A 15,908-nucleotide genomic window follows, 5' to 3' on the forward strand; every position below is an offset into this window, starting at 1 on the left:
CTAATATTATGTGCCTTAACCACAACGATATACCACAAAACCCATCGCACTTTGAAGATAGCGACGAGTCTCGAAACCAGCCTGCGCACCGGGACATGGCCTGGAGTGAGTACAGTGAGCTGATCAAAGGAATGCGTTTTTTTGATCCGCACATCCACATGGTTTCCCGGACTACGGACGATTATCAGGCCATGTACAAGGCCGGGATTGTAGCTTTGATCGAACCCGCCTTTTGGCTGGGTCAGCCAAGAACAGGCTTATCCAGCTTTAAGGATTATTACAGTAGTCTGGTAGGATGGGAACGATTCCGGTCATCACAATTTGGCATTAAACACTATTGCACCATGGGCCTCAACTCCCGCGAGGCAAATAATGAGCGCCTGGCCGAGCAGGTTATGGAAATACTCCCTTTATACATTTATAAAGAAGGTGTTGTGGGCGTTGGCGAAATAGGTTTTGACGATCAGACACCTGCAGAAGAAAAATATTACCGTCTACAGCTGGAACTTGCCAAAGAGGCGAAGTTGCCCGTTCAGATTCACACGCCACATCGCGATAAAAAGAGGGGAACGGAAAGAAGTATGGCCATTGCGCTGGAACATGGCCTGGATCCCTCGTGGGTGATCGTGGATCACAACAATGAAGAAACAGTCAAAGGTGTTCTGGACAAAGGATTTTGGGCCGCATTTACGATCTACCCTTTTACCAAGATGGGCAATGAGCGTATGGTAAAGGTGGTGGAAAAGTATGGCCCCGGACAAATCATGATCAATTCCGCGGCCGACTGGGGCATCTCAGATCCCTTGGCGATACCCAAAACAGCCGCCCTGATGAAAATGCGCGGTATCCCGGATGAAACGATTCGACTCGTAACCTATCAGAATGCCATCAATGCATTCGGGAAAAGTGGCCAGATTGATGTAACGGATTTTGCATCGGACTCGGAAGTGGATCAGACTGCAAAGTTTCACGGCAATTCTATATTACGTGGTGGCCAACAACCTGATCCGTCCACAAATTCACTATTAATTCAATAAAGTGATTAGTTTAAAACCTTATCTGCAGCTAACCCGGCCAGCAAATCTTGTTACCGCTGTGGCAGATATTCTTGCCGGTATGGCTATCGCCTCATTCACCTTTTCCAATTTATCTCCTTTCTGGCTGATTCTTTCTACCCTGGGGCTTTATGGTGGGGGTGTGGTGATGAACGACGTTTTTGATGCCAAACTGGATGCGGTGGAACGTCCCGAACGACCCATCCCCAGTGGCAAAGTGAAGTTGGCTTCTGCCGCACTGCTTGGAATTTCATTACTATTTTTTGGCATACTGGCTGCAACGATTTTTAGCTTTCAAAGCGGCGTTGTGGCAATAGGCATAGGCATACTTACCATCATTTATAACCGATTTGCAAAGCACCATGCATTTTTGGGACCACTGACCATGGGCATGTGCCGGGGTGGGAATCTCATATTGGGAATGAGTGTGTTACCCATATCCTTCGAAAAGTGGGGTTGGATTTCGGCTATTCCCATTGCCTACATTTTCGCCATCACGATGATCAGCCAGGATGAGGTCCACGGAGGCAAAAAGAGAACGCTTTACACGGCTGCATTACTGTACCTCGCCGTCCTATCAGTTCAACTGGTAATCGCCGTGAACAAAGGAAATATCCTGCTCACCATTCCCTTTGTCGTACTGCATGCATGGCTCATCGGCCGGCCGCTGCTTAATGCCATTCATAATCCGATCGGGCCATTAATTGGGAAGGCAGTCAAGGCGGGGGTTATTTCGTTAATCGTGATGAATGCGTCCTGGTGTATGGCCTTCGGGCTGTGGCCTGTAGCATTGGCTGTCCTGGCACTTTTACCCATTTCGATGCGTTTAGCAAAGCTATTTGCGGTTACCTGATCAACATTTCGGCAACTGAGCAGGAGCAGTACCGCGGAGTTTACCTGAAGAGTTTTCCCGAAACAGTTCATTGAATCAAAAAATAGGCGAACTTCGTATCTGGTTCAGTGTAACCGGGAATTCTCCCTATCCACCGCGCCGGAGTCATAATCAACAAAAAGTTTCGAAGGTCTATGTAACACACTAAACCTTTGATTCTCGTTTACTAAATAAAACAATTTATTATCCATTGCCCGATGTCGATTTCATTGCCACCCATATCACAACGTTTTCAGGTAGAATACAGTTATGCCGTGTTCTTCACAACCGATTTATTTGACCTTTCGAACGTTTTGCTTGGTGAATTTTTTAAGAATTTTAGTGAAACAGGTTTTCAGCGCAAAGCCATGGTAGTTGTGGATGAAGGTTTTTTACGATACCACCCAAAACTGCAAACGGACATCGTGAATTACTTTTCTGCAAACGTAACGCATGTAGATCTGGCACCTGAGATTATCGTAGTACCAGGAGGCGAGGCCTGCAAAAATGACCCCCATCTCTTTGAGCAATTGGCTCATGCAGTGGATCGTTTCGGAATTGACCGGCATTCTTTCGTGATCGGAATTGGAGGTGGAGCCGTGCTGGATCTGGTCGGCTACGCTGCCGCTGTGTCGCATCGAGGTATAAAATTAATCAGGATCCCCACAACCGTGCTGGCACAAAACGACTCGGGTGTGGGTGTCAAGAATAGCATTAATTTTCATGGCAAAAAAAACTTCCTTGGTACTTTTGCTCCCCCCGTTGCCGTGTTTAACGATCTCAATTTCCTCAAAACCCTGGATGACCGGGACTGGCGTTCGGGAATTGCCGAAGCCATAAAGGTTGCGTTGATCAAGGACATGCTTTTTTTTGAATGGATTGAGGAGCACGCCCTGGCGCTTGCACACCGAGATCAGGAAGCGATGGCCTATCTCATCCATCGGTGTGCGCAAATGCACACCGCTCATATTGCAGGCGGCGATCCGTTCGAATTTGGCTCCTCCAGGCCCCTTGATTTCGGGCACTGGGCAGCGCACAAACTCGAATTTCTGACCGATTTCCAGGTTCGGCATGGCGAGGCGGTGGCCATTGGAATTGCCCTTGATTGTATTTACGCCTCCAAAATCGGAATGCTTCCTAAAATCGACCTGGACCGAATCCTGGATGTGCTACACACCCTTGGATTCGATCTGTACCACCCCAAGTTGGCAGAGAACGACAAAATCAATCTGAGAACAGGACTTCAGGAATTTCGTGAGCACCTGGGTGGAAGGTTGACGATCATGCTTCTAGAAAAAATCGGCAAAGGAGTGGAAGTCCACGAACTGGACCCAAATATCATAGCCGCTGCCGTTGATGACCTTGAAATGCTGCATCTGCACACCGCAAAAGTGTAGTGGTTTCCCAGTTTCAGATAATGGATAAGTATTAAACCCGATTTGACAAATTTCCACCTAAATCCATGAACACACCATACGGACATTTAACCTATTGCAGCAACATACATCCTGGTGAAAAATGGGAAGATCATTTCCGGGCGCTTCGTAAAAACGTACCGTTCATCAGGCAGCAGCTGGCTCCTGGGATGCCGTTTGGATTAGGACTGCGCGTCGCCAACGAAGCATCCATTGCACTGTCAAACCCAGACACCCTGCAGTCGTTCAAAAACTGGCTTACCGAAAATGATATCTATGTATTTGTAATCAATGGATTTCCTTACGGTGGGTTTCACAACACAGTCGTAAAAGATCATGTTCATACTCCAGACTGGACCACAACGGACCGTCTGGAATATACCAGAAGGCTCGTGCGGATACTTGCTGCCTTACTCCCCGATGGAATGGAAGGGGGTGTATCCACGCCACCACTGTCCTATCGTCTTTGGTGGAAATCGGACAACGAAAGAAATAACGCCCTCACACAGGCAACTGGCCACATTCTGCTCCTGCTGGATGAGCTCATGCTCATAGCAAAAGAAACAGGTAAAATCCTGCACCTTGATATTGAGCCCGAGCCGGACGGTATTTTCGATAATACAGCGGAATTTATCAGTTGGTACAGAGATTTACTTTTGCCATTGGGAACCAAACATCTGGCCGAAAAACACCAGCTTGATTCCCAAGGGGCTGGACAAATTATTCGCACACACATACAGCTTTGTTATGACATTTGCCATGCCGCGGTAGGATTTGAGGAACCTGCAACCATTTTGAGTTCCTTGGAAGAAAATGGCATCAAGGTGGGGCGTATTCAGGTGAGCTCAGCATTAAAAATTGATTTTGCCACGAATAAAGAATTAAAGCGGAAAGCAATCGAGACCTTTGACGAACCTGTGTATCTACACCAGGTAGTGACCCGAAATGCGGATGGTAGTAAGTCGCACTTTCCCGATCTGCCCGACGCCATCGCCAATTGGAGTCCTGAACAGCAGGAATGGCGTGTTCATTTTCATGTACCGCTCTTTATTCAGTCCTATGGCGCTCTGGATTCCACCCAAAGTGATATCGTAAAAACACTTGCCCTTCACAGCCACAAGCCCTTCTCTTCGTTTCTGGAAGTGGAAACGTATACCTGGGGTGTGCTTCCGGAGGATATGCAAAAACCAATCGGCGAGTCGATTGTGAGGGAAATGGAATGGGTAAAAAAACTGCTGGACAATAGGCAGTAGCCATATAAAAAATCTCCTATACCCCGCCTGGGAAATAACACAATTTTTAGTTTGAATAATTTGACGTGATGAACAAAACGGTTGTAATTGATATTGTAGGACTAAGCGCAAATTTGATCGGCGATCAAATGCCGTTTCTCAAAAAATACATGAATGGCCGGCATCTGACATCAATAAAACCCGTTCTGCCTGCTGTCACGACTACAGTTCAGAGTACTTATGTCACCGGGAAATGGCCATCCGCACATGGCATTGTCGGCAATGGCTGGTACGACCACAGCGACTCGGAGATTAAGTTCTGGAAACAATCAAACAAACTGGTTCAGGGTGAAAAAATATGGGATGCCGCCAAAAAACTGGATCCGGGGTTTACCTGCGCCAAGATGTTCTGGTGGTATAATATGTACTCAACTGCGGACTTTTCCGTTACACCGAGACCACAGTACCATGCAGATGGTGTGAAAGCACCAGACTGCTATTCTTTCCCGTCTGAGCTTCGTGATGAATTACAAAAGGATCTCGGGCAGTTTCCGTTATTTAGTTTCTGGGGACCCAACGCAAACATCAAATCCACTAAATGGATTGCCGATGCTTCCATGTGGGTGGACGACAAGCACAATCCTACCTTAACGCTCATTTACCTCCCTCATCTTGATTATTGTTTACAAAAATTTGGCCCAGACTTTTCTAAAATCGGTAACGAACTGGCCGAAATTGACCAGGTGGTGGAAGAGCTTGTAACTTTTTACGAGGCAAAAAAGGCTAAAGTTATTTTGTTGTCAGAATATGGAATCAGTCCGGTGAATAACCCTATTCATATCAACCGGATTTTAAGGAAGGAAGGCCTGATTTCGGTCCGTAATGAGCGCTGGTACGAATTACTTGACGCGGGGATTTCCAAAGCGTTTGCAGTGTCCGATCATCAGATCGCTCACATTTATTTAAATGACCCCAATGTAAAAGACCAGGTACTAGCCGTTTTGAAGAATACACCCGGAATTGATCTGATTCTGGACAAAGAAGCTCAAAAGGCATATCACATCGATCATGAACGCTCCGGAGATATTGTTGTTGTAGCGGATTCGGAAAGCTGGTTTACTTATTATTACTGGCTCGACGACGCCAAAGCGCCGGATTATGCGCACCTGGTGGATATACATCGAAAACCAGGCTACGACCCGGTAGAAATGTTCATGGATCCGAAAAATCCCTTTATCAAATTACGGGCCGGATACAAGCTCGCCAGAAAATTGTTAGGATTTCGATACCTGATGGACGTAATACCCCTTGACGCCACCCTGATAAAGGGTTCACACGGCACTCCACATACGCCCATAGCCTATTATCCCGTTTGCATCACTGATACGGCCGTAAGCACCGACCCCATTGAAGCAACCCAGGTTTATGATCTCATCTGGTCGCACCTGGTGGATTGATATACTTCGATGTCTGTGCTCTTAACTGTTGAATTACCGTTACATCACCCCACGATTGCTTCGGCTTCACGACTGGGCACTTTCTGGTACGGTATTTCAAAAGTAAATATCGACCCCACACCTACCTTACTTTCTATCCCGATCTTACCACCGTGCTCATCGGTAATCTTCTTGACAATATACAAGCCCAGGCCATTGCTCTTCATACTGGCATCAGATTTTCCCGGGTCATTTAAATAGGTGAATTGTTCAAAAACGGATTTAAGAAATGGCTCAGGTATGCCCTCCCCTGTATCTTCAACACTTACTTTAAGCCACACCAGATTGGTTGCCTGATCATCTGTCATGCTGCACTTTACCGCAATCTTCCCTTTTTTGGTGAACTTAAATGCATTGGAAATCAGATTGATCAATATCTGCCTGAGCTTGAATTCGTCTCCAATGATCGCAAATTGAGATGGCAAAGTGATGTCCGCTTTTAACGAAATATTCCTTAGAACAGAAAAAATACTGAGTGTACTGATCACATCCGCTATCGTTTTTTCCGGCTCAAACCGAGCGAGTTTTATTTGCTTGTACTCCACCTCCATCGTATCGAGTATCTGGTTCGCGATTGCCAGGGTCATTTTTGCCGAGTTAACCAGTCCGGTTACCATGCTCCTCTGGCTGTCAGACAGGTGCTCATCGGCTAATTGTTCCGTATACAACTGCATCACATATAACGGAGACCTGATTTCATGGCTGGTGGTCGAAACAAACTCGGTTTTCAACCTGGCATACAGCTCTGCCGCCCGGGCTTCCCTGATCAGCCTGAGATCATTCCTGTATATCCAATACAAAGTACCCGCCACACAACCAATAAGAAGTAAAATAACAATAAACTGCCAGGTATTATAAGTACTTAAATTTTTGAGACTTGAACCTGCGTTATTACTCAGGGATATGTTACGCTGCCGGCTCGCTTCAACCTCCACACGCCTCAGCTCTTCAAGAAAATCCTTGATTTCGCCAAATAGCCGGTTATTGGACTCCAGAAGCTCAAATTCCTTCTGCTTCAGGCTGAGTGTCATTTCCCTCAGATCAGCAATCACCTTCTGTCCGGCTTTCTTTACCCTGGTGGCATTGGGGTCTGGTTGTGGTATGCTACTGCTGACGGTGGACTTGATCACTTTAACATCGCTCCGGTTACTATCCTCCTTTTTTTTGTTTGAAATAGCATCTTTAAGACGCCCTAAGAGCCTTTTCTTTTCAACTTTCTTTTGGGGAGATGAAATGACCGTATCCACCCGGCTTATCAGAACCGCCTGAGGCTTATATTGCTCCGTGTAAAGACCGGTGTAGATAGATGTAGTATCCCAGGAAACCGAATTTTTGATAAGTGAATCCGCCAGAAGCCGCGCCTTGATAAAAGTGCCGGTTTTCATCATCTTATCTTTAAACAACCCGGGCAGATCATCTCTTTCCACAAATTCTTTTTCAATTTTATGGAAAATTTTCTCTATTGTTTTCAGGTCGGATGAATACTGCCTAAAATTGGCTCGATTCCCCGTTAGAACAAAAGTGCGAAAGTTGTTCTCCGCCGCATAAAGCAGTTTAATGGCACTTTCAACCTGCTCTACCTCGTGGCGCTTACCGGACAGTTCGCTAATGATCTCGTTCAGATTCTCCGTGTTATTCGCCCTGAACGTAGCTACAAGCAACGAACCGATGAGCACCGCAAGGAGAGAGAAAAGTAATATAAAACGATAACGTGTCCTTTTTTCAAAGTTCAGTTTATTCATAGCGATGAAGTTTATTTGCAAAGGTGCGGAAATTTATTCTATCTGCTAAGTGCCAGTTTAAATTCGCACTGTAAAATTCGTAATGGCTCATTTCTTAAACGAAACAAAGCAAGTTTTGCAGTGATAGCAGGAAGCTATCGCTCCGGCGCACCGCGGCGAAAAATTTATCACAGTAGAGCGCACAGAAATTTTAGGCAAAAAATCTGATAGCATATGTGATTAGGCATAATATCGAAAAAGGAAGTATATTTAACCATTAGCTTGCAGACAGCCTGATGGTTAGAAATACAGGAAACTGGATCAAGGGGAACCTGTCATGACTTTTTGAACGTTTTAGAAAGCAAAGAACAAACCCGGCGCCCTTAGTTACAGGTCTTTCATTGGTCAATTCCATTTGTCAGGTCCAGGAAAGGGTGCTAATGAACTAAATTACATCAGAATGGCAAATTCTGTCAATAAAATAGTAATAAAGATTTTTCATGGCTAATAGTGTTAGAAAGCGACGGATCATTGACCCGTCGCTTTTTTTTCAACTTAGAAGCCCTGTATTGCAGATTTTGATAAAGTATTAAACAGTTGTCAGGTGGCCCCCTGCTAAAACGGTTGGTCCGGTTAAAAAACAACCATGGGACGCAAAAACTAAACCAACACCACAGCTTCCTGCTTCACATCCATCTACCTAACTGGCTCTCCTTTTAATTGAGGAAGTACTTTCTTAGTCCCTGGAAATCTGTTATTGTCCGGCGTTACATCCGCCATTCTGCCACTAGGATCAATAATGATTTTCTGGATTTCAAGAATATTCTTATTGATTTCAAAAGAATATTCGGGATATGTCCACCCCCAATCAGTCAAAACTGTTGTTTTGAGGCTCATTCTCTCCGATTTTTCACCGCGCATGGTTTCCAGTGGTATGTAGAAAGTTTCGGTTGTACCGTCTTTATAAGTCACAAGAATATCAAGCGGCATAGGCATTTGACCAAGGCGCTCTACGACCACATCGGTTTTTGCATGGTTTGCATTCACCGATTTTATGCTATAATCAATCGTTTTGGTGGTACCAACGAAATCCTCCCAATACCAATCCAGTTCAAGCCCCGACTCCTTTTCCATGATCCGTTTCAGATCATTCGGATTGGGGTGCTTGAATTTCCATTCATTAAAATATTTTTTTATTCCACTTTCGAGCTTTTCATTACCTATTATATAACCCAGCTGATTCAAAAATACAGCACCCTTCGAGTAGCTGGCAATGGAATACGCCATATTTGTATTAAAATGGTCAGCGTGTGTGGTCAGCGGCTCCTCCAGTCCCGACTTGGCCAGTTTTACATAGCTGGCATTCGTTTCGGATTGTGGATGAATTGGAAAACGGAACAATTCGCCCATGACGATATTCTCGTAAAAGGTTGTAAATCCTTCGTCCATCCAGCTGTACCTGGATTCATTGGTGGCAAGCATCATTTGAAACCAGCTGTGAATCGACTCATGAACGGCCACTCCTGTGAGCGCTCCTATTTTTTGCTTGCCCATGATCAATGTCGCCATAGGATACTCCATCCCTCCGTCACCGCCCTGAATGATCGAGTATTGCTTATATGGATACCGTCCTACCTTCTCATTCATGATCTTAAATGTTCGTACTGCCATAGGCTGCATTTCTTTCCAAACATTCGAACTACTGTCGGGCAGGTAGAAAAAATGCAGGTCCAGGTTTTCGTCAACCTTTACGATGTCATGCTGGTAGTCCGTATCTGCGGCCCACACGAAATCATGAACTTCAGGTGCTTTGAAATGCCAGGTAAGTTTGTCTCCCGGCTTATGCACAACCTTCTTGTTGGTATACCCGTAACCTATCTTATCAGGATTCTGAAGATAACCCGTTGCTGCAATCATATAAGAGGCATCGAGCTTTATTTTTACATCAAAATCGCCCCAAACGCCATAGAATTCCCTTCCAATATATGGATCTGTGTGCCAGCCTTCCTGATCATATTCTGCCATTTTGGGATACCACTGTCCCATAGAATAGTCGATCCCCTCTCGGTTGTTTCGGCCAGTCCTTCGAATCTGGACTGGTACCTGCGCCTCAAATTCCATGTCGAATGTATGCCTTGTTTGCGGCAAAATGGGCTCGGCAAGCGACACCTCCAGAATGGTTCCTACCACCTCATGCCGCAAGGTCTTCCCGTTTTGTTTTAGTGAGACCACCCTTTCAAATCCAATTTCCGAAGGATCCAGCTTTGCTATACGATCCCGCACTCTGGGATCGGGATCACTTATGGTTCTGGAACGAACGTCCATCTGGCTTCCAGGCTGAAATGCATTGAGATACAAATGGTAATAGACTTTTCTAAGTGTATCCGGAGAGTTGTTTGTGTAAAGCAATTTTTGTTTACCCTGGTACCTATGCGTGGTCACGTCAAAATCAATGTCCATTTGATAACTCACACGCTGTTGCCAGTAGCTGTTTTGCGCCATGACCACACCGGCACCGATCAATAGTACAAAAGTCAAAAGGAAAATTTTCATTAAAATATTATGATTGAAGATATTCAGGAAATGAGGACATCATGATTTGCGGGAATAGTGCGTATTTTTAAAAAGCGACTTCCCCTGAGCAGTGTGATTTCTTATATGACAAAGAAATCAGCCGCATATCAGACTATTTGGGAATCATTTTCTACAAAAAAGCAGCATAAAAAGCGCGTTTAACAGGTTGTAGCTACTTTTGTTTCAAACTAAGCATTGGCACATTATTGGTATTTCAAACGATATAGATATTAATAACCTTTAACTTTTGTCAATTATGCTTAGATGGACAATCATATTTCTAATCGTAGCCATCATTGCCGGAGTACTTGGATTTGGTGGTATTGCTGCGGGCGCAGCCGGAATAGCTAAAATTCTTTTCTTCGTATTTTTAGTTTTATTCGTACTCAGCTTGATACGCGGTGGTGTCGGGCGATCATGACGCTGATCGCAGGAATTTATAACAAGAAAAAGCGGGCTCACGTCCGCTTTTTCTGTGAATAACGCCTTTTACTCCCACTCAATTGTAGCGGGTGGTTTTGACGATATATCGTAAACCACGCGGTTTACACCTTTTACTTTATTAATAATTTCGTTAGAAACTTCTGCAAGGAAATCATATGGCAAATGTGCCCAGTCTGCAGTCATGCCGTCGATAGAAGTTACGGCCCTCAAGGCAACTACACTTTCGTAAGTTCGCTCATCACCCATTACACCAACACTTTTGACGGGCAAAAGCATCACGCCCGCCTGCCAGACTTCATGATAGAGGTTCCATTTCTTCAAACCGCCAATAAAAATAGCGTCCACTTCCTGAAGAATGGCCACCTTTTCAGGCGTAATCTCTCCAAGGATGCGAATGGCAAGCCCGGGGCCCGGGAAAGGATGACGCCCCAAAATATGATCAGAAATTCCAAGCGTTCTACCCACCGCTCTCACCTCATCCTTAAACAGTGTATTGAGCGGTTCTACCACTTTCAATTTCATAAAGTCGGGTAATCCCCCCACATTATGGTGCGATTTGATTGTTGCCGATGGCCCTTTAACGGAAACGGATTCGATCACATCCGGATAGATTGTTCCCTGCCCAAGCCATTTTACATCCTGTATCAAATGTGATTCCTGATCAAAAACATCGATGAATGCTTTCCCAATCGCCTTTCTCTTCGCTTCCGGATCCGAAAGACCATCCAGCGCGGCATAAAACTGATCTTTGGCATCTACCCCCTTAATATTCAGACCCATGTCCTGATACGAATGTAACACCTGCTCGAACTCGTCTTTTCGTAAAAGACCATTATCTACGAAAATACAGAACAAATTTACCCCTATAGCCTGATGAACCAGCGTAGCGGCAACCGTAGAATCCACTCCTCCGGAAAGCGCCATGACAACACGGTCATCACCCAGCTTCACTTTCAGGTTTTGTATGGTTTCTTCTGCAAAAGACTCCGACGTCCAGCTTTGCTTGCATCCACAGATCCCCACCACAAAATTATGCATCAACTGTTTTCCTTCGGTAGAATGCGTTACTTCCGGGTGAAACTGAATACCGTAAGTAAGCTCATCCTGCACTTTGAATGCAGCCACACGAACCGATTCTGTTGAAGCGATCACATGAAAGTTATCGGGGATACGCACGATTGTGTCGCCATGCGACATCCAAACCTGGGATGAAGAGGACAACCCGGCTAGCAACGAGGAATCGCGGTCTTCAATCTCCAGCCTGGCCCTTCCATACTCGCGATGCTGAGATGGCTTCACGTCCCCTCCCAGCACCTCTGCCATCAGCTGCGCACCATAACACACACCCAGCAAAGGAACGTGCTTTCTGATCTTATCGAAATCGATGCGCGGGGAATCTTCGTCCCGTACTGAACACGGGCTTCCTGAGAGAATTACACCTTTTATATTGGAGTTCAGTTCAGGGAAATTATTGTAAGGATGTATTTCGCAATAAACATTCAGCTCACGTACCCGGCGTGCGATCAATTGGGTGTATTGTGAGCCAAAATCTAGAATTAGAATCTGTTCGGTCATATAGGCTATCTAAAACGCAAAGGTAGGGAGATCGAGGGAGATGAAGAAATTTTGAATGATAGAATCAGTGAGGATCTTGCCTCATCAAGAATACTATCATTCAAAATCAATAACACAAAATTGGGAAACTGTTTAAATCGCTTCCAGAATTCGCTCAATGGCTACCTGGTATCCAATTTTTTCTTTCAACGCACTGATCGCAACGCGTTCCTGTTCCATGGTATCCCGGTGACGAATCGTAACGGTATCATCCTCCATGGTCTGATAATCCACTACCACGCAAAACGGTGTGCCGATCAGATCCTGACGGGTGTAGCGTTTTCCGATAGCGGCACCGTCATCATAGGTGGTTCTGAAAGAAGATTTCAATGCATTGGCAATACCCTGTGCTTTTTCGGCAAGCCCATCCTTTTTGACCAGGGGCAACACAGCCACTTTGAAAGGAGCAAGTGCGGGATGAAGTTTAAGATAGGTACGCTGCTTTTCCTGCTCTCCCTCTCCTACCGTCTCAATGGTATAAGCGTTACAAAAAACGGCAAGAAAAAGACGATCTGCACCCACCGAGGTTTCCACCACGTAGGGGATATAGTTCCCATAAGGTTTGCCGTTTTCATCAAGATCCGAATCAAAATACTGCTGTTTCTTTTTAGACAGTTCCTGGTGATTACGAAGGTCGAAGTCGGTACGTGAGTGAATGCCTTCCATTTCACGAAATCCAAATGGAAATTGATATTCGATATCCACAGCTGCATTGGCATAGTGGGCCAGTTTCTCATGATCGTGAAATTTCAATTTCTCAGCAGGCAAACCTAAGGCTTTGTGAAACTTCATCCTGGCCTCTTTCCAGGATTCGTACCAGGTCATCTCCGTACCGGGGCGAATAAAGAATTGCATTTCCATCTGCTCAAACTCACGCATACGAAACGTGAACTGACGTGCCACGATCTCGTTACGAAACGCTTTTCCGATCTGAGCGATTCCAAAAGGAATCTTCATTCTTCCGCTTTTCTGCACATTCAGAAAATTGACGAAGATACCCTGGGCTGTTTCGGGACGCAGGTATATAAGACTTGATTCATCGGCAACAGAGCCTACCTGGGTGCTGAACATTAGATTAAACTGCCGCACATCGGTCCAGTTGGCGGTTCCCGAAACCCCGCACTTTATGTTTTCAGAAATAATGAGCTCACGCACACCTGCAAGGTCTTCGGCACTTAACAAGCGACCCATTTCTGCCAGTAATGCCTGTGCCTTATCGGATTGCCCTTCGGCCTCATATTGTTCCGCTTTCCCTTCCAGCAACTGGTCAGCCCTGTAACGCTTTTTGGAATCCTTGTTGTCAATCATGGGATCATTGAAGCCATCCACATGGCCGGAGGCTTTCCAGGTCAACGGATGCATAAATATCGAAGCATCTATCCCTACTATATTATCGTTCAACTGGGTCATGGCTTTCCACCATGCAGCCTTCAGATTATTCTTTAGCTCCACGCCATTCTGCCCGTAGTCGTATACAGCCTGTAATCCATCATATATTTCGGAAGAGGGGAATACAAATCCGTATTCCTTTGCATGTCCGATAATGTCTTGTAAAGAGGTCGAAGGTGCCTGACTCATTATACTTGTTAATTAATATCAAATGGAAATAAAATCTAAAATAGTATTTGAAAGCAAAGAATCGGCAAAATTAGAAAATTTGCCGGCAATGCCCGTGTTCAAAGTTTTTAAAGTTGCAACAGATTGCAGATTAATACAAAAGTGGATGAGCCGATCCATTAGACATTCAGGAATTTAATGCAGATTTTCAGGATTGAAAGACCCACCTGAAAGTGTACAGCGACCAATGGAGGCCGTTTAAACCCGAAGGTTGCTTAAAAAAGATGATCTGTGCCACCGCTCATACCAGTAACGAACCGATCAACTTAAACCCTGTCAGTTTGTCAGTTTTTAGTTTTTAATTCGTAAATTTGCAGTTCATTTATCAAAATCCTGTGGTCCAACCGGGTACCACATTTGGTAGTGCAGCTAAATTCAGTAAGGTCGATGGAGGAAAGATTTGCCAGTACATTAAAGATATTAACCGAGGCCGACAAAGAGGCTTGTGAAACCGTTCGTGTATTAGAAAACGAACCGTTCTCTAATAAAAAACGACTCTTTATAGAAAGTTATGGCTGCCAGATGAATTTCGCGGATAGTGAAATAGTGGCATCGGTGATGCGGGATGCTGGCTTTGCTACCACATCCGACGCCGAAAATGCGGATCTTGTGTTCCTGAATACCTGTGCTATTCGTGAAAATGCCGAACAGCGTGTCCGCACGCGGCTCAAACAGCTGAACGTATACAAAAAGAAAAGACCGGGGATGGTGATCGGAGTGTTGGGGTGCATGGCTGAACGGCTCAAATCCAAGCTCCTGGAGGAGGAAAAAATGGTCGATATAGTAACCGGCCCCGATGCTTACCGAGACCTGCCACGCCTGGTTGAAGAAGCGGAAACCGGGCAAAAGGGTGTAAACGTATTTTTATCCCGGGAAGAAACTTATGCTGATATTTCACCCGTAAGACTTAATTCCAATGGCGTCACGGCATTGATATCGATCATGCGTGGCTGCGATAACATGTGTAGTTTTTGTGTAGTACCCTACACAAGAGGCAGGGAAAGGAGCAGAGATCCTTATTCCATTGTGAATGAGGCTCAGGCGCTTTTTGACCAAGGATATAAAGAGGTCACTTTACTTGGCCAGAATGTGGACAGTTATAAGTGGAACAAAAAAGAGGATGGATCCAGGGTTAATTTTGCGCAGTTACTCGAAATGGTCGCTGTAATCAGCCCCGAATTGAGGGTCAGGTTCAGCACATCACATCCAAAAGACATTACAGATGAGGTACTTTACACGATAAAAAGGTACGACAACATTTGTAAGTACATACATTTGCCCGCCCAGCACGGCAACGACCGGGTTCTGGAACTTATGAATCGTACTTACGACAGAGCTTGGTATCTGGAACGTATTGAAAGCATCCGGAATATTTTGGGTGAATCCTGCGGAATTTCGCATGACATGATCTCAGGTTTTTGCACTGAATCGGAAGAGGAGCATCTGGATTCAGTTTCTTTATTGGAACAGGTGCGTTTCGACTTTGGTTACATGTTTTCTTATTCCGAAAGACCCGGAACACCCGCCGCCAAAAAACTGAAAGACGATATACCTGCAGAGATAAAGCAAAAACGACTGGCTGAGATTATTGATGTACAGTTACGTATCTCTACGGAACGAAATCAGAAATTGATCGGAACGGTTCAGAGGGTTTTGGCCGAAGGCTTTTCAAAGCGTTCGGACAATGATCTTTCGGGTCGCAGTGATCAGAACAAAGTGGTAATTTTCCCCCGCGAAAATTTCAAAAAAGGAGATTATGTCAATGTATTGATCACAGACAGCACTTCTGCAACCTTGCGAGGCAAGGCACTTGTGGAAGCGGAAGTATTTTAAACAGACATACACGATTGGGTAAGCTCTTCTGTCGAA

The 15,908-nt window shown here is 45.1% G+C and carries 11 protein-coding genes; 7 read left to right on the plus strand and 4 right to left on the minus strand.

All coding sequences use genetic code 11. The annotated features are described in order from the left end of the window. Positions 1-8 precede the first annotated feature (8 nt). The 5 genes from DYADSP32_RS12030 to DYADSP32_RS12050 all read left to right on the plus strand — a co-directional run bounded on the left by DYADSP32_RS12030 (position 9) and on the right by DYADSP32_RS12050 (position 6,030). Entirely contained in the window at positions 9-1,037 is a 1,029-nt protein-coding gene (locus tag DYADSP32_RS12030) for a TatD family hydrolase (protein WP_149242504.1), read from the plus strand. Between the two features lies 1 nt (position 1,038). Next, positions 1,039-1,908 (plus strand): UbiA-like protein EboC, encoded by an 870-nt coding sequence (eboC, locus tag DYADSP32_RS12035; protein ID WP_414617710.1) that lies wholly within the window; start codon positions 1,039-1,041, stop codon positions 1,906-1,908. Positions 1,909-2,156: 248 nt separating this feature from the next. Further along, positions 2,157-3,323 (plus strand): 3-dehydroquinate synthase, encoded by a 1,167-nt coding sequence (locus DYADSP32_RS12040; RefSeq protein ID WP_149244874.1) that lies wholly within the window; start codon positions 2,157-2,159, stop codon positions 3,321-3,323. 65 nt (positions 3,324-3,388) lie between these two features. Next, positions 3,389-4,594, plus strand: a complete 1,206-nt coding sequence (gene eboE, locus DYADSP32_RS12045) for a metabolite traffic protein EboE (protein ID WP_149242503.1) — start codon at positions 3,389-3,391, stop codon at positions 4,592-4,594. A 68-nt stretch (positions 4,595-4,662) separates the two neighbouring features. After that, entirely contained in the window at positions 4,663-6,030 is a 1,368-nt protein-coding gene (locus DYADSP32_RS12050) for a nucleotide pyrophosphatase/phosphodiesterase family protein (protein WP_149242502.1), read from the plus strand. Between the two features lie 44 nt (positions 6,031-6,074). Here DYADSP32_RS12050 and DYADSP32_RS12055 read toward each other — a convergent pair whose 3' ends face one another. Together DYADSP32_RS12055 and DYADSP32_RS12060 are read right to left on the minus strand one after the other, a co-directional pair. Then, positions 6,075-7,811: a sensor histidine kinase gene (locus DYADSP32_RS12055; RefSeq protein WP_149242501.1), complete on the minus strand. Its 1,737-nt coding sequence runs from the start codon at positions 7,809-7,811 to the stop codon at positions 6,075-6,077. Between the two features lie 675 nt (positions 7,812-8,486). Further along, positions 8,487-10,343, minus strand: a complete 1,857-nt coding sequence (locus tag DYADSP32_RS12060; RefSeq protein ID WP_149242500.1) for a M1 family metallopeptidase — start codon at positions 10,341-10,343, stop codon at positions 8,487-8,489. A gap of 277 nt (positions 10,344-10,620) precedes the next feature. On the opposite strand from DYADSP32_RS12060, the gene DYADSP32_RS12065 reads away from it, so the two are divergent. After that, on the plus strand, positions 10,621-10,785 hold the full coding sequence (locus DYADSP32_RS12065; RefSeq protein ID WP_149242499.1) for a DUF1328 family protein: 165 nt from the start codon (positions 10,621-10,623) through the stop codon (positions 10,783-10,785). Between the two features lie 68 nt (positions 10,786-10,853). Here the strand turns inward: DYADSP32_RS12065 and guaA are convergent, their stop codons facing one another. Next, complete coding sequence (gene guaA, locus DYADSP32_RS12070) at positions 10,854-12,383, minus strand: glutamine-hydrolyzing GMP synthase (protein ID WP_149242498.1); 1,530 nt, start codon at positions 12,381-12,383, stop codon at positions 10,854-10,856. Positions 12,384-12,515: 132 nt separating this feature from the next. After that, positions 12,516-14,000: a glycine--tRNA ligase gene (locus tag DYADSP32_RS12075; RefSeq protein WP_149242497.1), complete on the minus strand. Its 1,485-nt coding sequence runs from the start codon at positions 13,998-14,000 to the stop codon at positions 12,516-12,518. A 426-nt stretch (positions 14,001-14,426) separates the two neighbouring features. Here DYADSP32_RS12075 and miaB point away from each other — a divergent pair, with 426 nt between their 5' ends. Next, positions 14,427-15,872 (plus strand): tRNA (N6-isopentenyl adenosine(37)-C2)-methylthiotransferase MiaB, encoded by a 1,446-nt coding sequence (gene miaB / locus DYADSP32_RS12080; RefSeq protein ID WP_149242496.1) that lies wholly within the window; start codon positions 14,427-14,429, stop codon positions 15,870-15,872. Positions 15,873-15,908: the final 36 nt, after the last annotated feature.

Origin of the sequence: Dyadobacter sp. 32, assembly GCF_902506755.1 — a bacterium.
Taxonomy (GTDB): domain Bacteria; phylum Bacteroidota; class Bacteroidia; order Cytophagales; family Spirosomataceae; genus Dyadobacter.

Excerpts from the sequence above, each read along its gene's own strand:
- DYADSP32_RS12030 (WP_149242504.1), top strand. The coding sequence starts at position 9 with ATGTGCCTTAACCACAACGATATACCACAAAACCCATCGCACTTTGAA.
- eboE (WP_149242503.1), top strand. The coding sequence starts at position 3,389 with ATGAACACACCATACGGACATTTAACCTATTGCAGCAACATACATCCT.
- DYADSP32_RS12050 (WP_149242502.1), top strand. The coding sequence starts at position 4,663 with ATGAACAAAACGGTTGTAATTGATATTGTAGGACTAAGCGCAAATTTG.
- DYADSP32_RS12055 (WP_149242501.1), bottom strand. The coding sequence starts at position 7,811 with ATGAATAAACTGAACTTTGAAAAAAGGACACGTTATCGTTTTATATTA.
- DYADSP32_RS12060 (WP_149242500.1), bottom strand. The coding sequence starts at position 10,343 with ATGAAAATTTTCCTTTTGACTTTTGTACTATTGATCGGTGCCGGTGTG.
- DYADSP32_RS12065 (WP_149242499.1), top strand. The coding sequence starts at position 10,621 with ATGCTTAGATGGACAATCATATTTCTAATCGTAGCCATCATTGCCGGA.
- guaA (WP_149242498.1), bottom strand. The coding sequence starts at position 12,383 with ATGACCGAACAGATTCTAATTCTAGATTTTGGCTCACAATACACCCAA.
- DYADSP32_RS12075 (WP_149242497.1), bottom strand. The coding sequence starts at position 14,000 with ATGAGTCAGGCACCTTCGACCTCTTTACAAGACATTATCGGACATGCA.
- miaB (WP_149242496.1), top strand. The coding sequence starts at position 14,427 with ATGGAGGAAAGATTTGCCAGTACATTAAAGATATTAACCGAGGCCGAC.